Origin of the sequence: Streptomyces vinaceus (genome assembly GCF_008704935.1) — a bacterium.
Lineage (GTDB): Bacteria > Actinomycetota > Actinomycetes > Streptomycetales > Streptomycetaceae > Streptomyces > Streptomyces vinaceus.
In genome coordinates this window covers 6,022,793-6,041,475 of record NZ_CP023692.1, presented here as the reverse complement: position 1 = coordinate 6,041,475, position 18,683 = coordinate 6,022,793, and the positions used below count along the sequence as shown (strand labels likewise).

General features: G+C 70.5%; 17 protein-coding genes. 1 reads left to right on the top strand and 16 read right to left on the bottom strand.

Annotation, left to right across the window (positions count from 1 at the left end):
• Nucleotides 1-69 precede the first annotated feature (69 nt).
• The 12 genes from coaBC to pyrR form a co-directional block, all read right to left on the bottom strand.
• Nucleotides 70-1,284, bottom strand: a complete 1,215-nt coding sequence (coaBC, locus tag CP980_RS27345; protein WP_150529275.1) for a bifunctional phosphopantothenoylcysteine decarboxylase/phosphopantothenate--cysteine ligase CoaBC — start codon at nucleotides 1,282-1,284, stop codon at nucleotides 70-72.
• Nucleotides 1,285-1,384: 100 nt separating this feature from the next.
• Complete coding sequence (gene rpoZ / locus CP980_RS27340) at nucleotides 1,385-1,657, bottom strand: DNA-directed RNA polymerase subunit omega (RefSeq protein WP_004948662.1); 273 nt, start codon at nucleotides 1,655-1,657, stop codon at nucleotides 1,385-1,387.
• A 63-nt stretch (nucleotides 1,658-1,720) separates the two neighbouring features.
• The gene (gene gmk, locus CP980_RS27335; RefSeq protein WP_099893778.1) at nucleotides 1,721-2,284 is read right to left on the bottom strand and encodes a guanylate kinase; all 564 of its coding nucleotides are present in this window, start codon (nucleotides 2,282-2,284) and stop codon (nucleotides 1,721-1,723) included.
• Between the two features lie 61 nt (nucleotides 2,285-2,345).
• Complete coding sequence (locus tag CP980_RS27330) at nucleotides 2,346-2,669, bottom strand: integration host factor (RefSeq protein WP_008740406.1); 324 nt, start codon at nucleotides 2,667-2,669, stop codon at nucleotides 2,346-2,348.
• A 267-nt stretch (nucleotides 2,670-2,936) separates the two neighbouring features.
• A complete protein-coding gene (gene pyrF / locus CP980_RS27325) occupies nucleotides 2,937-3,797 on the bottom strand; it encodes an orotidine-5'-phosphate decarboxylase (RefSeq protein WP_268257476.1) in 861 nt (286 codons plus the stop codon).
• A gap of 11 nt (nucleotides 3,798-3,808) precedes the next feature.
• A complete protein-coding gene (locus CP980_RS27320) occupies nucleotides 3,809-4,918 on the bottom strand; it encodes a quinone-dependent dihydroorotate dehydrogenase (RefSeq protein WP_150529274.1) in 1,110 nt (369 codons plus the stop codon).
• 83 nt (nucleotides 4,919-5,001) lie between these two features.
• On the bottom strand, nucleotides 5,002-8,310 hold the full coding sequence (carB, locus tag CP980_RS27315; protein WP_150529273.1) for a carbamoyl-phosphate synthase large subunit: 3,309 nt from the start codon (nucleotides 8,308-8,310) through the stop codon (nucleotides 5,002-5,004).
• On the bottom strand, nucleotides 8,303-9,445 hold the full coding sequence (gene carA / locus CP980_RS27310) for a glutamine-hydrolyzing carbamoyl-phosphate synthase small subunit (protein WP_099893775.1): 1,143 nt from the start codon (nucleotides 9,443-9,445) through the stop codon (nucleotides 8,303-8,305). Before carA ends, carB begins: the two co-directional genes overlap by 8 nt.
• Nucleotides 9,442-10,023, bottom strand: coding sequence for a PH-like domain-containing protein (locus CP980_RS27305; RefSeq protein WP_123515372.1), 582 nt, complete (start codon nucleotides 10,021-10,023; stop codon nucleotides 9,442-9,444). The genes carA and CP980_RS27305 overlap by 4 nt, the downstream gene beginning before the upstream one ends.
• Entirely contained in the window at nucleotides 10,020-11,306 is a 1,287-nt protein-coding gene (locus tag CP980_RS27300) for a dihydroorotase (RefSeq protein ID WP_132761159.1), read from the bottom strand. The genes CP980_RS27305 and CP980_RS27300 overlap by 4 nt, the downstream gene beginning before the upstream one ends.
• A gap of 2 nt (nucleotides 11,307-11,308) precedes the next feature.
• Entirely contained in the window at nucleotides 11,309-12,298 is a 990-nt protein-coding gene (locus tag CP980_RS27295; protein WP_030157459.1) for an aspartate carbamoyltransferase catalytic subunit, read from the bottom strand.
• Nucleotides 12,299-12,442: 144 nt separating this feature from the next.
• A complete protein-coding gene (gene pyrR, locus CP980_RS27290) occupies nucleotides 12,443-13,039 on the bottom strand; it encodes a bifunctional pyr operon transcriptional regulator/uracil phosphoribosyltransferase PyrR (protein ID WP_150529272.1) in 597 nt (198 codons plus the stop codon).
• Between the two features lie 264 nt (nucleotides 13,040-13,303).
• On the opposite strand from pyrR, the gene bldD reads away from it, so the two are divergent.
• A complete protein-coding gene (bldD, locus tag CP980_RS27285; protein WP_007263032.1) occupies nucleotides 13,304-13,804 on the top strand; it encodes a transcriptional regulator BldD in 501 nt (166 codons plus the stop codon).
• A 191-nt stretch (nucleotides 13,805-13,995) separates the two neighbouring features.
• Here the strand turns inward: bldD and nusB are convergent, their stop codons facing one another.
• The 4 genes from nusB to CP980_RS27265 form a co-directional block, all read right to left on the bottom strand.
• Nucleotides 13,996-14,427 (bottom strand): transcription antitermination factor NusB, encoded by a 432-nt coding sequence (gene nusB, locus CP980_RS27280; RefSeq protein WP_030294584.1) that lies wholly within the window; start codon nucleotides 14,425-14,427, stop codon nucleotides 13,996-13,998.
• Nucleotides 14,428-14,429: 2 nt separating this feature from the next.
• Complete coding sequence (gene efp, locus CP980_RS27275) at nucleotides 14,430-14,996, bottom strand: elongation factor P (RefSeq protein ID WP_048477874.1); 567 nt, start codon at nucleotides 14,994-14,996, stop codon at nucleotides 14,430-14,432.
• 59 nt (nucleotides 14,997-15,055) lie between these two features.
• A complete protein-coding gene (locus CP980_RS27270; protein WP_099893771.1) occupies nucleotides 15,056-16,165 on the bottom strand; it encodes an aminopeptidase P family protein in 1,110 nt (369 codons plus the stop codon).
• A 137-nt stretch (nucleotides 16,166-16,302) separates the two neighbouring features.
• On the bottom strand, nucleotides 16,303-18,675 hold the full coding sequence (locus CP980_RS27265; protein ID WP_229907509.1) for an ATP-binding cassette domain-containing protein: 2,373 nt from the start codon (nucleotides 18,673-18,675) through the stop codon (nucleotides 16,303-16,305).
• Between the last annotated feature and the right edge of the window lie 8 nt (nucleotides 18,676-18,683).

The window sequence follows — 18,683 nt, the reverse complement described above, 5'->3', positions numbered from 1 at the left end:
CAATGGGAGCCATGTGACCTGCGGCACTCCATTCTGGCTCATGGAATCCGCTACGAGAAGAGCCGTCGCTCAGGCGCGTCGGGGGGCGAGTCGCGGGGCGATCCGATCCCATATCACCTCGGCCAACGCCTCCTTCGGACCATAGGGGACCGGGGTCTCGGTCCCATCGGAGCCCAGAATGACCGCCTCGTTCTCCTCCGAACCGAAGGTCTTCGTTTCGCCGACCTCGTTCACGACGAGAAGATCACACCCCTTGCGGAGCAGTTTGGCCCGGCCGTTCGCGAGCACGTCGTCCGTTTCGGCGGCGAAACCGACCACGACCTGGCCTTCCCTGGCCCGCTCGGCCGAGATCTCGGCGAGGACGTCGGGGTTGCGGACGAGCGCCACGGGGGCCGGATCCTGCCCGTCCTTCTTCTTGATCTTGCCGCTGGCGTACTCGGCCGGACGGAAGTCGGCCACGGCCGCGGCCATCACCACGGCGTCGGCGTCCGCCGCCGCCTTGAGCACGGCCTCGCGCAGCTGTACGGCCGTCCCGACCCGTACGACGTCCACCCCGGCCGGGTCGGCCAGGGCCGTGTTGGCGGCCACGAGGGTGACCCGGGCCCCGCGGGCGGCGGCGGCGCGGGCCAGCGCGTAGCCCTGCTTGCCGGAGGAGCGGTTGCCCAGGAAGCGGACCGGGTCGAGGGGCTCGCGCGTCCCGCCGGCGCTGATCACCACGTGCCGGCCGGCCAGGTCGGGCCCGGCCACGCCGCGGGCCAGGACCCTGCGGCACACCTCGAAGATCTCCTCGGGGTCGGGCAGCCGGCCCTTGCCCGTGTCCTTGCCGGTGAGCCGGCCCACGGCGGGCTCGATGACGACGGCCCCGCGGCGGCGCAGCGTCGCCACGTTCTCCTGGGTGGCGGGGTGCTCCCACATCTCGGTGTGCATGGCGGGGGCGAACACCACCGGGCAGCGCGCGGTGAGCAGCGTGTTGGTGAGCAGGTCGTCGGCGAGGCCGTGGGCGGCCTTGGCGAGCACGTCGGCGGTGGCGGGGGCGACGACGACCAGGTCGGCGCCCTGCCCGATGCGCACGTGCGGGACCTCGTGGACGGTCTCCCAGACCTCGGTGCCCGCCGGGTTGCCGGAGAGGGCGGCCCAGGTGGCCTCGCCCACGAAGTTCAGGGACGCCGCCGTGGGGACGACCCGTACCTCGTGCCCGGACTCGGTGAGCCGGCGCAGCAGCTCGCACGCCTTGTAGGCGGCGATCCCGCCGCTGACTCCGAGCACGACCTTCGGCTTACCCACCGCACACGCCCTCTCTCGCTGATCGTCGTACGTGTCTATGACACACCACAGGCCCGGCAGATGTTCTGCCGGGCCTGTGGTGAAAGGAATTCTCGGTGCCTTACTGGGCCGGGGCCTCGATGGCCTCGGAGGTCAGCAGACCCGCGTTGATCTCGCGCAGCGCGATCGAAAGCGGCTTCTCGTGGACGTGGGTGTCCACCAGCGGGCCGACGTACTCCAGCAGGCCCTCACCGAGCTGCGAGTAGTACGCGTTGATCTGACGCGCCCGCTTGGCCGCGTAGATCACGAGGCTGTACTTCGAGTCCGTGGCCTCGAGCAGCTCGTCGATCGGCGGGTTGATGATGCCCTCGGGCGCAGTGATGGAAGAGGACACGCTCTACCTTCCGAAGAATGGGTGAAAGATCAAGCATTGATCGAAATGAACATCGATCAACGATCAGACAACTTCCATCAAGGCTAGCAGCTCGCGCGCCACGTCCTCGACGGAGGTGTTCACCAGGGTGGTGTCGAACTCGGACTCGGCAGCGAGCTCGACCTTGGCGGACTCCAGCCTGCGCTGGATGACCTCGGCCGATTCGGTGCCGCGGCCGGTGAGCCGACGGACCAGCTCGTCCCAGCTGGGCGGCGCGAGGAAGACGAGCTGGGCGTCGGGCATGGAATCGCGGACGAGCCGCGCGCCCTGGAGGTCGATCTCCAGGAGGACGGGCTCGCCGTTCTCCAGTCGCTCCACCACCGCGCCGCGCGGTGTGCCGTAGCGGTTGCCCGCGAACTCGGCCCACTCCAGCAGCTCGCCGTTGGCGATCAGCTTGTCGAACTCGTCGTCGTTGACGAAGAAGTAGTGGACTCCGTGTCGCTCACCGGGCCGCGGCTTGCGGGTGGTGGCCGACACCGAGAGCCATACCTCGGGGTGGACCTTGCGCATATGCGCGACGACCGTGCTCTTGCCGACCCCCGAGGGGCCGGAGAGCACGGTCAGCCGCGGACGAACCTCTGCTGCCATAGAGCGATTATCCAGGTTCTCGGGACTGCCTGAGAACGCCGGGAGAACTTCAGGCAACGCGTCAGCCGGCAGGAGTGCCGAACTCACGCTCCAGAGACGCGATCTGGTTGGAACCGAGACCTCGGACACGCCGGGACTCGGAGATGCCGAGGCGCTCCATGATCTGCTTGGCGCGGACCTTGCCCACGCCAGGCAGGGACTCCAGCAGGGCGGAGACCTTCATCTTGCCGATGACGTCGTTCTCCTGGCCCGTCTTGATGACCTCTTGGAGCGAGGCGCCGGAGTGCTTGAGTCGATTCTTCACCTCGGCCCGCTCCCGGCGAGCCGCGGCGGCCTTTTCGAGCGCGGCTGCGCGCTGTTCAGGGGTAAGGGGCGGAAGAGCCACGCCTACGTCACCTCGGATGTCGAACTGTCGGATACGGACCAGTGGGGAGCCCGAAGGCGCCACACCAGGCGAATGCCCGAACAGCGGTGGAACTCGTTCGCTGCTCGTCACTCTGATCGGAGACTAGCGGCCATGACCGCTCCAGTCAGCGAGAACGGACGAAAAGTCCTGGTCAGCCTCCACTGAACCGTACATCACGGACAAACCACCCCGGTTTTGTCCGGGGAAAGACGTTCGATTTTCGTCAGCCCGTACGACGCGAGGTGCTCAGGCGGAGACCGCCGCGCGGATTTCGTCCGCGAACCGGGTCGCCGAGGCGCGCAGGGCGGCGGCGTCCGGACCGTGCTTCAGCACACCCCGCGAGACGTTCGGGACCACATTGCGGACGGCCGGGCCGAAGACCGCCGGGAGGTCGGCCGCCGTCGCGCCCTGCGCGCCGATGCCGGGGGCCAGCAGCGGACCGTTGATGTCCAGGTCGAAGGAGGACAGGTCGCCGAGCGTGGCGCCGACCACCGCTCCGAACGAGCCCATCGGGGACGCTCCCGCGTTCTCCCGCGCGAGGTGGCCGAGCATCGTCGCGCCGATGGTGCGGCCGTCCTCGCGCACGGCGCGCTGGACCTCGGCCCCCTCCGGGTTCGAGGTGAGCGCGAGGACGAACAGACCGGCTCCCGAGCGGCGCGCGAGGTCCACCGCCGGCTCCAGCGAGCCGTAGCCCAGGTACGGGGAGACCGTCAGGGCGTCGGAGAACAGCGGGGAGGAGGGCTCCAGGAAGGTCTGGGCGTACGCGGCCATCGTCGAGCCGATGTCCCCGCGCTTGGCGTCCATCACGACCAGCGTGCCGGCGGCCCGGGCGTCGGCCACGGTCCGCTCCAGCACCGCGATGCCCTTGGAGCCGAAGCGCTCGAAGAAGGCCGCCTGGGGCTTGAAGACGGCCACCGAGTCGGCCAGCGCCTCGACGACCGTGCGGGAGAACGTCTCCAGGCCCGCGATGTCGTCGTTCAGGCCCCAGGACGAGAGCAGGGCCGCGTGCGGGTCGATGCCGACGCACAGCGGGCCGCGCGCGTCCATCGCCGCGCGCAGGCGGGTGCCGAAGGGGGTCACGGCCCCGGTCACGGGCGTCTGGCTCACGGGGGTCTCGGTCACTGCGTGGCCTTCCGGGTTTCGGCGCCGACGGCCTCGGCGAGGGTCGCGTACGGGGAGACGGCCAGGCGCGCGGCCAGGCCCTTGTGGATCGCGCGGGCGTAGAACGGGCCCTCGTAGATGAACGCGCTGTAGCCCTGGATCAGGGTGGCGCCGGCCAGGATGCGCTGCCAGGCGTCCTCGGCGTTCTCGATGCCCCCGACGCCCACCAGCACCAGGCGGTCGCCCACCCGGGCGTACAGGCGGCGCAGGACCTCCAGGGAGCGCTCCTTGACCGGGGCGCCGGACAGGCCGCCGGTCTCCTTCACGAGCTCCGGGGCCGACTTCAGGCCGAGGCCCTCGCGGGCGATGGTGGTGTTGGTGGCGATGATGCCGTCCAGGCCGAGCTCCAGGGCCAGGTCGGCGACCGCGTCCACGTCCTCGTCGGCGAGGTCCGGGGCGATCTTGACGAGCAGCGGGACGCGGCGGTCGGTCACGGTGCGGTCCGCGGCCTCCCGTACGGCCGTCAGGAGCGGGCGCAGGGACTCGGTGGCCTGGAGGTTGCGCAGGCCGGGCGTGTTCGGCGAGGAGACGTTCACGACGAGGTAGTCCGCGTGGCGGGCCAGGCGCTCGGTGGAGGCGACGTAGTCCGCCACCGCCTCCTCCTCCGGCACGATCTTGGTCTTGCCGATGTTGACGCCCACGACCGTCTTGAAGACGGGCAGGCGGGCCCCCAGGCGGGCCGCCACGGCCGCGGAGCCCTCGTTGTTGAAGCCCATGCGGTTGATCAGCGCGCGGTCCGGCACGAGCCGGAACAGCCGCTTCTTGGGGTTGCCCGGCTGCGCCTGCGCCGTGACCGTGCCGATCTCGATGTGGTCGAAGCCGAGCATCGACATGCCGTCGATGGCGACGGCGTTCTTGTCGAACCCGGCCGCGAGGCCGAAGGGGCCGTGCATGCGCAGGCCGAGCGCCTCGGTGCGCAGCTCCTCGTACCGGGGGGCCAGGGCGGCCGCCGCGAAGGTGCGCAGGACGGGGGTGCGGGCCGCGAGCCGGATCCAGCGGAAGGCCAGGTAGTGGGCCTGCTCCGGGTCCATCCGCTTGAAGACCAGGTTGAAGAAGAGTTTGTACATGTCGAGAAGATCCCTTGTGCGCTCATGACGAGGGGGACACCGACGCGCATGGTGCGTCCGTGTCCCCCTCCTCGTACGGCTGGCTAGTCGCGGGCCGCGGTCAGCTGCTCCGCGTGCTCCTGGAGCGAGCGCACGCCCACGTCTCCGTGGTTCAGCGCGTCGATGCCCTGGACGGCCGCGGCGAGCGCCTGGACCGTGGTCAGGCACGGGACCCCGCGGGCGACGGCCGCCGTACGGATCTCGTAGCCGTCGAGGCGGCCGCCGGTTCCGTACGGGGTGTTGACGATCAGGTCGACCTGGCCGTCGTGGATGAGCTGGACGATGGTCTTCTCGCCGCCGGGGCCCTCGCCCTCGCTGAGCTTGCGCACGACGGTGGCGTTGATGCCGTTGCGGCGCAGGACCTCGGCGGTACCGGAGGTGGCCATCAGCTCGAAGCCGTGGTTGACGAGCTCGCGCGCCGGGAAGATCATCGAGCGCTTGTCGCGGTTGGCGACCGAGATGAACGCGCGGCCCTTGGTGGGCAGCGGGCCGTAGGCGCCGGCCTGCGACTTGGCGTAGGCGGTGCCGAAGACCGTGTCGATGCCCATGACCTCGCCGGTGGAGCGCATCTCCGGGCCGAGGACGGTGTCGACGCCGCGGCCGTGGATGTCGCGGAAGCGCGACCACGGCATGACGGCCTCCTTGACGGAGATCGGCGCGTCCAGCGGCAGGGTGCCGCCGTCGCCGTTCCTGGGGAGCATGCCCTCTTCGCGCAGCTCGGCGATGGTGGCGCCCAGCGAGATGCGGGCGGCGGCCTTGGCGAGCGGGACCGCGGTGGCCTTCGAGGTGAAGGGGACGGTCCGGGAGGCGCGCGGGTTGGCCTCCAGGACGTAGAGGATGTCGCCCGCCATCGCGAACTGGATGTTGATCAGGCCGCGTACGCCGACGCCCTTGGCGATGGCCTCGGTGGAGGCGCGCAGGCGCTTGATGTCGAAGCCGCCGAGGGTGATCGGGGGCAGGGCGCAGGCCGAGTCGCCGGAGTGGATGCCGGCTTCCTCGATGTGCTCCATGACGCCGCCGAGGTAGAGCTCGGTGCCGTCGTACAGGGCGTCGACGTCGATCTCGATGGCGTCGTCGAGGAAGCGGTCGACCAGGACCGGGCGGGTCGGGGAGATCTCGGTGGATTCGGCGATGTACGAGGACAGCCGCTCCTCGTCGTAGACGATCTCCATGCCGCGGCCGCCGAGCACGTACGAGGGACGCACCAGGACCGGGTAGCCGATCTCGTCGGCGATGGCCTTCGCGCCCGCGAACGTGGTGGCGGTGCCGTGCTTGGGGGCGGGCAGGCCGGCCTCGGCGAGGACCTGGCCGAACGCGCCGCGGTCCTCGGCGGCGTGGATGGCCTCCGGCGGGGTGCCGACGACCGGGACGCCGTTGTCCTTGAGGGCCTGGGCGAGGCCCAGGGGGGTCTGGCCGCCGAGCTGGACGACGACACCGGCGATGGGGCCGGCCAGCGATTCGGCGTGGACGATCTCCAGCACGTCTTCGAGCGTCAGCGGCTCGAAGTACAGGCGGTCGGAGGTGTCGTAGTCGGTGGAGACGGTCTCCGGGTTGCAGTTGACCATCACGGTCTCGTAGCCGGCGTCGTGAAGCGCGAAGGAGGCGTGGACGCAGGAGTAGTCGAACTCGATGCCCTGGCCGATGCGGTTCGGGCCGGAGCCCAGGATGATCACCGCGGGCTTCTCGCGGGGCGCGACCTCGGACTCCTCGTCGTAGGAGGAGTAGAAGTACGGGGTCTTCGCGGCGAACTCGGCGGCGCAGGTGTCGACCGTCTTGTAGACCGGGCGGACGCCCAGCGCGTGGCGGACCTCGCGCACGACGTCCTCGCGCAGGCCCCGGATCTCGGCGATCTGGGCGTCGGAGAAGCCGTGCCGCTTGGCCTCGGCGAGCAGCTCGGGGTGGAGCTTCTCGGCGGCGGCCAGCTCGTCGGCGATCTCCTTGATCAGGAAGAGCTGGTCGACGAACCAGGGGTCGATCTTCGTGGACTCGAAGACCTCCTCCGGGGTGGCGCCGGCGCGGATCGCCTGCATGACGGTGTTGATGCGGCCGTCGGTCGGACGCACCGCGGTGGCGAGCAGCTCGTCCTTGTCGCCGACGGGGCCGACGAAGGTGAACTGCGAGCCCTTCTTCTCCAGGGAGCGCAGGGCCTTCTGGAGGGCCTCGGTGAAGTTGCGGCCGATCGCCATGGCCTCGCCCACCGACTTCATGGTGGTGGTGAGGGTGGCGTCGGCGGCCGGGAACTTCTCGAAGGCGAAGCGCGGGGCCTTGACCACGACGTAGTCGAGGGTGGGCTCGAACGAGGCCGGCGTCTTCTCGGTGATGTCGTTGGGGACCTCGTCGAGGGTGTAGCCGATGGCCAGCTTGGCGGCGATCTTGGCGATCGGGAAGCCGGTGGCCTTCGAGGCGAGCGCCGAGGAACGCGAGACGCGCGGGTTCATCTCGATGACGATGACGCGGCCGTCGGCCGGGTCGATCGCGAACTGGATGTTGCAGCCGCCGGTGTCGACGCCGACCTCGCGGATGATCGCGATGCCGATGTCGCGCAGGCGCTGGTACTCGCGGTCGGTCAGCGTCATGGCCGGGGCGACGGTGATGGAGTCGCCGGTGTGGACGCCCATCGGGTCGAAGTTCTCGATGGAGCAGACGACCACCACGTTGTCCTTGGTGTCGCGCATCAGCTCCAGCTCGTACTCCTTCCAGCCGAGGATGGACTCCTCCAGGAGCACCTCGGTGGTCGGGGAGAGCGTCAGGCCCTGGCCGGCGATGCGGCGCAGCTCCTCCTCGTCGTGGGCGAAGCCGGAGCCGGCGCCGCCCATGGTGAAGGAGGGGCGCACGACGACGGGGTAGCCGCCGAGCGTCTCGACGCCCGCCAGGACGTCCTCCATCGAGTGGCAGATCACCGAGCGGGCGGACTCGCCGTAGCCGATCTTGGCCTTGACGGCCTCGACGACGCCCTTGAAGAGGTCGCGGTCCTCGCCCTTGTTGATGGCCTCGACGTTGGCGCCGATGAGCTCGACGCCGTACTTCTCCAGCACACCCTGCTCGTGCATGGAGATGGCGGTGTTGAGCGCGGTCTGGCCGCCGAGGGTCGGCAGCAGCGCGTCGGGGCGCTCCTTCGCGATGATCTTCTCGACGAACTCGGGGGTGATCGGCTCGACGTACGTGGCGTCGGCGATCTCCGGGTCGGTCATGATCGTGGCGGGGTTGGAGTTCACCAGGATGACCCGCAGGCCCTCGGCCTTGAGGATGCGGCAGGCCTGGGTGCCGGAGTAGTCGAACTCGGCGGCCTGTCCGATGACGATCGGGCCGGAGCCGATGACCAGGACGGACTGGATATCGGTGCGCTTAGGCACGCTCGGCCTCCATCAGGGTTACGAAGCGGTCGAAGAGGTAGGCGGCGTCGTGCGGGCCGGCTGCCGCTTCGGGGTGGTACTGGACGGAGAAGGCCGGCTGGTCGAGCAGCTGGAGGCCTTCCACGACCTGGTCGTTCAGGCAGACGTGCGAGACCTCGGCGCGGCCGTAGGGCGTCTCGGACACCTTGTCGAGGGGCGCGTCGACGGCGAAGCCGTGGTTGTGCGCGGTGACCTCGACCTTGCCGGTGGTGCGGTCCTGCACCGGCTGGTTGATGCCGCGGTGGCCGTACTTCAGCTTGTACGTCCCGAAACCGAGCGCGCGGCCCAGGATCTGGTTGCCGAAGCAGATGCCGAACAGCGGCGTCTTGCGCTCCAGGACGCCCTGCATGACCGCGACGGGGCCGTCGGCGGTGGCCGGGTCGCCCGGGCCGTTGGAGAAGAACACGCCGTCCGGGTCGACCGCGTACACGTCCTCGACGGTCGCGGTGGCGGGCAGGACGTGGACCTCGATGCCGCGCTCGGCCATCCGGTGCGGGGTCATGCCCTTGATGCCGAGGTCGACGGCGGCGACGGTGAACTTCTTCTCGCCGATCGCGGGGACGACGTACGCCTCCTTGGTGGCGACCTCGGCGGAGAGGTTCGCGCCCTTCATCTGCGGGGCGTCCTGGACCTTCGCCAGCAGCACGGCGTCGTCCATGACGGCCTCGCCGGAGAAGATGCCGACGCGCATCGCGCCCCGCTCGCGCAGGTGGCGGGTGAGCGCGCGGGTGTCGATGCCCGAGATCCCGACGACGCCCTGCTTGACCAGCTCCTCGTCCAGCGAGCGCTGCGAGCGCCAGTTGGACGGGACGCGGGCGGGGTCGCGTACGACGTAGCCGGCGACCCAGATGCGGGAGGACTCGGGGTCCTCGTCGTTGACGCCGGTGTTGCCCACGTGCGGGGCGGTCATCACGACGACCTGCCGGTGGTACGACGGGTCGGTGAGGGTCTCCTGGTAGCCGGTCATGCCGGTGGAGAACACGGCCTCGCCGAAGGTCTCCCCCACAGCGCCGTAGGCGCGGCCGCGGAAGATCCGACCGTCCTCCAGGACGAGTACGGCGGGAGCTTTGGCTGCTCCCCTGGTGGAGGTCGTCATCGTTCGGCGCCTTCCGTCGTGATGGATTGGTTCATGAGATTGATGGCTTCGACCCAGGCGGCGTGTTCGGCCGCGCGGTCGGAGCGGAATCCGGAGTCGATCAGCTTGTCGCCGTGCGCCCAGGTGACGACGAGGAGACCGCCCTCGGTGAGTACCTTGCCCGCGATTCCCTTGTCGAGGCGGGCGCCGCGCAGCTGCGCGGCCGGTACGAAGAAGTCGGTGGCACCCGGACGGACCACGTCGAGGCCCGCGTCGGTGAGCGTGAGCTCGACCCGGCTGCGCACCCCCAGACCGTGGGCGACGATCCGGTCGAGCCACTGCCCTGCGGTGGTGGACCCGTGGTACCGGCCGGTCAAGGCCAGCCGGTGCTCGGGGAGTCCGTCGGGGGCGGCGGGCAGCTCCGGCAGATCGCTCTGCAGGGCGCCGCGCCATTTCCAGCCCTGCCGCATCAGCCAGTACACGAAGGCGATGAAGACGAGGAGACCGACCACCCACGCGATGCGTGCGCCCCAGTCCGTCACCTCCGCCGACTGTCGCTCGGCAGCCTCTGCGGCCAGTTGGATCACTGCAGGTGTCACGCCAGTTTCCCGTCCACGACCGTTGCCCGGCCCCGCAGGAAGGTGTGAGTGACGCGTCCCGGCAGCTCACGGCCCTCGTAAGGCGTGTTGCGGCTGCGGGAGGCGAAGTGTGCGGGGTCCACGACACCACGGTACGAGGTATCGACCAAGGTCAGGTTCGCGGGTTCACCTGCCGAGACGGGGCGTCCGTGGTTCTCCAGGCCGCCGATCCGCGCCGGGGCGAAGGACATGCGCTCGGCGACGCCCGCCCAGTCGAGCAGCCCGGTCTCCACCATCGTCTGCTGGACGACGGAGAGCGCGGTCTCCAGGCCGACCATGCCCATGGCGGCCGCGGCCCACTCGCAGTCCTTGTCCTCGTGCGGGTGCGGGGCGTGGTCGGTGGCGACGATGTCGATCGTGCCGTCGGCGAGCGCCTCGCGCAGGGCCGTCACGTCGCGCTCGGTGCGCAGCGGCGGGTTGACCTTGTAGACCGCGTTGTACGAGCGGACCAGCTCGTCGGTGAGGAGGAGGTGGTGCGGGGTGACCTCGGCGGTGACGTCGATGCCGCGGGACTTGGCCCAGCGGACGATCTCGACGGAGCCGGCGGTGGAGAGGTGGCAGATGTGCACGCGGGAGCCGACGTGCTCGGCGAGGAGGACGTCGCGGGCGATGATCGACTCCTCCGCGACGGCCGGCCAGCCGCCCAGGCCGAGCTCGGCGGAGACGACGCCCTCGTTCATCTGGGCGCCCTCGGTCAGGCGGGGCTCCTGGGCGTGCTGGGCGACGACGCCGCCGAAGGCCTTCACGTACTCCAGGGCGCGGCGCATGATCACCGCGTCGTCCACGCACTTGCCGTCGTCGGAGAAGACGGTGACGCGGGCGGCGGAGTCGTGCATGGCGCCCAGCTCGGAGAGCTGCTTGCCCTCCAGGCCGACGGTGACGGCGCCGATGGGCTGCACGTCGCAGTAGCCGGACTCCTTGCCCAGGCGCCAGACCTGCTCGACGACGCCGGCGGTGTCGGCGACGGGGAAGGTGTTCGCCATGGCGAAGACGGCCGTGTAGCCGCCCGAGGCGGCGGCGCGGGTGCCGGTCAGGACGGTCTCGGAGTCCTCGCGGCCGGGCTCGCGCAGGTGGGTGTGGAGGTCGACGAGGCCGGGGAGGAGGACCTGGCCCTCGGCCTCGATGACGGTCGCGCCCTCGGCGGACAGGTCCGCTCCGACCTCGGCGATGGTCTCGCCGTCGATCAGGACGTCCTGCGCCTCGCCACCGAGTACCTTCGCGCCACGGATCAGGATCTTGCTCATGATTACTTGCTCTCCTCGATGCGGGGCGTGCTGGTGGTGGTGACGGCGGGCTCGGAGCCACCGAGCAGCAGGTACAGGACGGCCATCCGGGTGGACACGCCGTTGGCCACCTGCTCGACGGCCGTGCAGCGGTCGGAGTCGGCGACCTCGGCGGTGATCTCCATGCCGCGGTTCATCGGGCCGGGGTGCATCACGATGGCGTGCTCGGGCATCTTGGCCATGCGGTCGCCGTCGAGCCCGTACCGGCGGGAGTACTCGCGCTCGGTCGGGAAGAAGGCGGCGTTCATGCGTTCGCGCTGCACACGCAGCATCATGACCGCGTCGGACTTCGGCAGCACGTCGTCGAGGCTGTACGAGACCTCGCAGGGCCAGCTCTCGACGCCGATCGGGACCAGGGTGGGCGGGGCCACGACGGTGACCTCGGCGCCGAGGGTGTGCAGCAGCTGCACGTTGGAGCGGGCGACGCGGCTGTGCAGGACGTCGCCGACGATCGTGATGCGGCGGCCGTTCAGGTCCTTGCCGAGGCCGGCGTCGCGGCCGACCAGGCGGCGGCGCATGGTGAAGGCGTCCAGGAGGGCCTGGGTGGGGTGCTCGTGGGTGCCGTCGCCGGCGTTGACGACGGCGGAGTCGATCCAGCCGGAGGTCGCGAGCCGGTAGGGGGCGCCGGAGGCGTGGTGGCGGATGACGACGGCGTCGGCGCCCATCGCCTCCAGGGTCAGCGCGGTGTCCTTGAGGGATTCGCCCTTGGAGACCGAGGAGCCCTTGGCGGAGAAGTTGATGACGTCGGCGGACAGGCGCTTGGCGGCCGCTTCGAAGGAGATCCTGGTGCGGGTGGAGTCCTCGAAGAAGAGGTTGACGACGGTGAGGCCGCGCAGGGTGGGCAGCTTCTTGATCGGCCGGTCCGCGACGCGTGCCATCTCCTCGGCGGTGTCGAGGATGAGGACGGCGTCGTCGCGCGTGAGATCGGCGGCCGAGATGAGGTGGCGCTTCATCAGGGTGCTCCGTTGGTCGATGAGGTCAGAGCCGGGGGGAGGTGCAGAGCAGCGGGGCGGCAGGGCCGCGGGCGGCAGGGGGCGCGGCCCCGGCGGGCAGGCTCGCGCGCGGGCCCCCGCGGTCGGGGCCCTCACTCGTACGGGCTACTGCCCGGCCGCCGTGTCGGTCCGCTGGCCGAGCAGCACGGCGTCTCGGCCGTCCTCCTCCTGGAGCTGGACCTTGACGGTCTCCCGCAGCGACGTGGGGAGGTTCTTGCCGACGTAGTCGGCGCGGATCGGGAGCTCGCGGTGGCCCCGGTCGACCAGGACGGCGAGCTGCACGGCGCGGGGGCGGCCGAGGTCGCCGAGCGCGTCGAGGGCGGCTCTGATGGTGCGGCCGGAGAAGAGCACGTCGTCGACGAGGACGACGAGGCGTCCGTCGATGTCGTCGCCGGGGATCTCGGTGCGGCCGATCGCGCGGGCGGGCTTAATCCGCAGGTCGTCGCGGTACATGGTGATGTCGAGGGATCCGACCGGGATCTTCGTGCCGGTGATCTCTTCGAGCTTGGCGGCCAGCCGGCGGGCGAGGTACACGCCGCGGGTGGGAATGCCGAGGAGCACCACGTCGTCGGCGCCCTTGGCGCGTTCGACGATCTCGTGGGCGATGCGGGTCAGCACCCGCGCGATGTCCTGTGCTTCGAGCACGGGGCGCATCGCCTCGGTGCCCTGGGCACCGACGTTCTGAGCAGCCTGAGCGTCCATGAAAAGGACCTCCTTCTCCGCCTCACGGGACGGACCTTAAAGGACGTCTGATGTACGCCGTCCACGTTACCAGGGCCCGGGCGGGGAACCGGCACCGGGCCCGGGCGGGCCCCTCGTCCGTGGGCGTGCGACATCATTCGGCTTGACGCATCCAAGTAACGCTGCGTAACCTCACAGTGAGTTACCAGGCCGCGCGGCGGAGCCGCACGTGGTCCATGTCGTCAGTGCCCATGTCGTCACAGCGTCACAGCGTCCGGGAGCGTTATGTCCAGCGAATACGCCAAACAGCTCGGGGCCAAGCTCCGCGCCATCCGCACCCAGCAGGGCCTCTCCCTCCATGGTGTCGAGGAGAAGTCCCAGGGCCGGTGGAAGGCCGTGGTGGTCGGGTCGTACGAGCGCGGGGACCGCGCCGTGACCGTCCAGCGCCTCGCCGAGCTGGCGGACTTCTACGGGGTTCCGGTGCAGGAGCTGCTGCCGGGCACCACCCCGGGCGGGGCCGCCGAGCCGCCGCCGAAGCTGCGCCTCGACCTGGAGCGCCTGGCGGGCGTGCCCGCCGAGAAGGCCGGCCCGCTGCAGCGGTACGCCGCCACGATCCAGAGCCAGCGCGGGGACTACAACGGCAAGGTGCTGTCGATCCGCCAGGACGACCTGCGCACCCTGGCCGTGATCTACGACCAGTCCCCCTCGGTCCTGACCGAGCAGCTCATCAGCTGGGGCGTGCTCGACGCGGATGCGCGTCGCGCCGTGGCGCACGAGGACATCTAGTCCCCGCGCCCAGGACCAGCAGAAACGTTACCGGCGTGGGCCGGGAGCCAGGAGTGGCTCCCGGCCCACGCCGGTTTTCGCGTAGCGCCGTCCTCCGACGGACGCGGACGGACACCGACGGACACCGACGCACGGAGGGCCCGCAGCGCGTGTGCGCTGCGGGCCCTCCGTGCTCGCCGGACCGGCCTGGGCTACTCGCCCCGGCGCAGGCTCGGCTTCAGGTCCTTGAAGCGGGCCAGCAGCCCGTTCACGAACGAGGGGGACTCGTCCGTCGAGAACTCCTTGGCCAGCTGGACGGCCTCGTCGATGGCCACGGCGTCCGGGGTGTCGTCCACCCAGATCAGCTCGTAGGCACCGAGCCGCAGGATGTTCCGGTCCACGACCGGCATGCGGTCGAGCTCCCAGTCCACGGCGTAGGTGACGATCAGGTCGTCGATGCGGTTCACCTTGTCGGCGTACCCCTCGACGAGATCCATCGTGAAGGCGCTGACGGGCGGCTGCCGGTCGTCCGACCGCGCGTGGCGGATCCAGTCCGCGAGGACCTCGCGCACGGGCACACCGCGCTGGTCGGCCTCGAACAGGATCTGGAAGGCGCGCTTGCGCGCGTTGCTGCGGGCAGCCACGGTTAGCTGTTCACCCGGCCGAGGTAGTCGGAGGTACGGGTGTCGACCTTGATCTTCTCGCCCGTGGTCACGAACAGCGGGACCTGGATCTCGTGGCCGGTCTCCAGGCGCGCGGGCTTGGTGCCACCGGTGGAGCGGTCGCCCTGGACGCCCGGGTCGGTGTGCTCGATGACGAGCTCGACGGCGGCCGGGAGCTCGACGTAGAGCACCTCGCCCTCGTGCTGCGCGACGGAAGCGGTGAAGCCCTCGATGAGGAAGTTGGCGGCGTCGCCGACGGCCTTCTTGTCGACCATCAGCTGGTCGTAGGTCTGCATGTCCATGAAGACGAAGTACTCGCCGTCCATGTACGAGAACTGCATGTCGCGGCGGTCGATGGTGGCCGTCTCGACCTTCGTGCCGGCGTTGAACGTCTTGTCGACGACCTTGCCGGAGAGCACGTGCTTGAGCTTGGTGCGCACGAAGGCCGGGCCCTTGCCGGGCTTGACGTGCTGGAACTCGACGACGGACCAGAGCTGGCCACCGTCGAGCTTGAGCACCATGCCGTTCTTGAGGTCGTTCGTGGAAGCCACGGTTGCGGAATCTCCTGCACTGGAAGACCACGGGTGCGCGCACAGTCCGCCACGGCGGACTAGAGCGCGAGCAGCTCCTTGGTCGTAATGGTGAGTAGCTCGGGACCGCCGTCCGCCTCGGGGCGCACGACGAGCGTGTCATCGATCCGGACACCTCCACGGCCCGGGAGGTGAACTCCCGGTTCGACGGTGACCGGCACGCAAGCGTCCAGTTTACCCATTGCCGTAGGTGCAAGCTGCGGGTCCTCGTCGATTTCGAGGCCGACCCCGTGTCCGGTCGACGGAGCGAGGGTCACACCGTGCCCCGCGGAGTCCAGTACGGACCGCGCCGCGTGGTCGACTTCGCGGTACGCGGCGCCCGGCAGGAGCGCTTCCCGGCCCGCCCGCTGGGCCGCGAAAACCAGATCGTAGAGCTCGATCTGCCAGTCGGCCGGGCTGGTGCCGATCACGAAGGTCCGGCCGATCTCACAGCGGTAGCCGCGGTAGTTGGCTCCCAGGCACACGGAGAGGAAGTCCCCCTCCTCGACCCGGCGGTCGGAGGGCCGGTGCCGGGAGAGGCCCGAGTTCGGCCCGGTGCCGACGCAGGTCGGGAAGGCCGGCCCGTCGGCCCCGTGGTCGACGAGGCGGCGCTCCAGCTCCAGGGCGAGGTGGCGCTCGGTCCGGCCGACCAGGATCGACTCCAGCAGCTCGCCGAGAGCCTGGTCGGCGATCTCGGCAGCGATCCGCAGGCAGGCGATCTCCTCCTCGTCCTTGACGAGGCGCTGCTGTTCCACGGCGGTGCCCAGGTCCACGAGCCGCAGCCCGGGGGCGACGGAGCGCAGGGCGCGGTGGCGGGCGACGGTGAGGTGGTGCTCCTCCACGGCCAGCGATTCGGCCCGCAGCGACCCGGCCATGTCCCCGGCCGCGACGGCGGCGTCGCTGCCGGGGCCGGCGAGTACGGAGAGCCTCAGCCGCTCGTCGAGGCGGCCCTCGTCGGCCTCGCCGGTGGGCGGGCCGACGGTGAACAGCATGTCCTCGCCGTCCGGCCCGACCAGCAGGACGGCGGACGGCGGGGAGGCCCCGGCGAGGTAGCGGACGTTCGCCGGACGCGTGATCAGTGCGGCGGCGTTCCCCGCGGCGGCACAGCGGTCGCGAAGCAGGCCCCGGCGGGCCGCGTACACGTCTGACATGTCTTCGAGCGTACGAGCGCCCCGCCCATCCGGCCTGGTGAGCACACCCGTACGGGGCCGGGCCCGGCGGGCGGCCCCGGCTGCCGTGCCCGGGCCGCACCGCCCCGGGCCGCACCGCCCCGGGCCGCGCCGCCCCGTCAGCCGCCCACGTACGCCGCGAGGTGCTCGCCGGTGAGGGTGGTCCGCGCGGCGACGAGCTCGGCGGGGGTGCCCTCGAAGACGATCCGGCCGCCGTCGTGGCCGGCGCCGGGGCCCAGGTCGATGATCCAGTCGGCGTGCGCCATGACCGCCTGGTGGTGCTCGACGACGATCACCGACTTCCCGGAGTCGACGAGCCGGTCGAGCAGGCCGAGCAGGTGCTCGACGTCGGCGAGGTGCAGGCCCGCCGTCGGCTCGTCGAGGACGTACACCCCGCCCTTCTCGGCCATGTGCGTCGCCAGCTTGAGCCGCTGGCGCTCGCCGCCGGAGAGGGTCGTGAGCGGCTGGCCGATGGTGAGGTAGCCGAGGCCCACGTCGGCGAGGCGGGCGACGATGCGGTGCGCTGCCGGGAGGTGCCCCTCCCCCGCTCCGAAGAACGCCTCGGCCTCGGTCACCGACATCGCGAGGACCTCGCTGATGTCCTTGCCGCCGAAGTGGTAGTCGAGGACCGAGGCGTCGAAGCGCCGGCCCTCGCACTCCTCGCAGGTGGTGGCGACCCCGGCCATCATCGCCAGGTCGGTGTAGATGACCCCGGCGCCGTTGCAGGTCGGGCAGGCGCCCTCGGAGTTGGCGCTGAACAGGGCCGGCTTCACCTCGTTGGCCTTGGCGAACGCCTTGCGGATCGGGTCCAGCAGTCCGGTGTACGTGGCCGGGTTGCTGCGCCGCGATCCCTTGATGGCGCCCTGGTCGACCGAGACCACCCCTTCGCTGGACGGGATCGAGCCGTGCACGAGCGAGCTCTTGCCGGAGCCGGCGACTCCGGTGACGACGGTGAGCACCCCGAGCGGGAAGTCCACGTCGACGTCGCGGAGGTTGTGGGCCTTGGCCCCGCGGATCTCCAGCGTGCCGGTGGGCTTGCGCACGCTCTCCTTGACCGAGGCCCGGTCGTCGAAGTGCCGGCCCGTGATGGTGCCGCCGGTGCGCAGCCCCTCGACGGTGCCCTCGAAGCAGACGGTGCCGCCGCCCGAGCCGGCGCCGGGGCCGAGGTCGACGACGTGGTCGGCGATCGCGATCGTCTCCGGCTTGTGCTCCACGACGAGCACCGTGTTGCCCTTGTCCCGCAGCCGCAGGAGCAGGTTGTTCATCCGCTGGATGTCGTGCGGGTGCAGGCCGGTGGTGGGCTCGTCGAAGACGTACGTGACGTCGGTGAGCGAGGAGCCGAGGTGGCGGATCATCTTGACGCGCTGGGCCTCGCCGCCCGAGAGCGTGCCCGACGCCCGGTCGAGCGAGAGGTAGCCGAGGCCGATCTCCACGAACGAGTCGAGGGTTCCCAGGAGCGTCGCGAGCAGCGGCGCCACCGAGGGCTCGTCGAGTGCGCGGACCCATTCGGCCAGGTCGCGGATCTCCATCGCGCACAGGTCGGCGATGTTCTTCCGCTTGATCTTCGAGGAGCGGGCCCCCTCGTTCAGGCGGGTGCCCGCGCAGTCGGGGCAGGTGGTGAAGGTGACCGCCCGTTCCACGAAGGCCCGGATGTGCGGCTGCATGGACTCGGTGTCCTTGGACAGCATCGACTTCTGGACGCGCGGGATCAGGCCCTCGTACGTCATGTTGATGCCCGCGATCTTCATGCGGGTGGGTTCGCGGTGCAGGAGGTCCTGCAGTTCCTTCTTCGTGTACTTGGCGATCGGCTTGTCCGGGTCGAAGAAGCCGGACTCGATGTAGAGGCGCGAGTTCCAGCCGCCCCCGGTGTACCCGGGGATCGTGAACGCGCCCTCGTTCAGCGACTTGGTGTCGTCGTAGAGCTGCGTGAGGTCGATGTCGGTGACCGCGCCGCGGCCCTCGCAGCGCGGGCACATGCCGCCGGTGATGCTGAAGCTGCGCTTCTCCTTGACCTCCTGCCCGCCGCGCCGGACGGTGACCGCGCCCGCCCCGCTGATCGAGGCGACGTTGAAGGAGAAGGCCTTGGCTGAGCCGATGTGCGGCCTGCCCAGTCTGCTGAAGAGGATGCGCAGCATGGCGTTGACGTCGGTGGCGGTGCCGACCGTGGAGCGCGGGTCACCGCCCATCCGCTGCTGGTCGACGGTGATGGCCGTGGTCAGACCGTCGAGTACGTCGACCTCGGGGCGGGCCAGCGTCGGCATGAAGCCCTGCACGAAGGCGCTGTACGTCTCGTTGATCAGTCGCTGCGATTCGGCGGCGATCGTGTCGAACACCAGCGAGCTCTTGCCCGAGCCGGAGACACCGGTGAACACCGTCAGGCGCCGCTTGGGGATCTCGATGCTGACGTCCTTGAGGTTGTTCACCCGCGCGCCGTGCACGCGGATCAGGTCGTGGCTGTCGGCATCGTGCAGCGCGGGCCTGTCCATGCTCATGGTGTCTC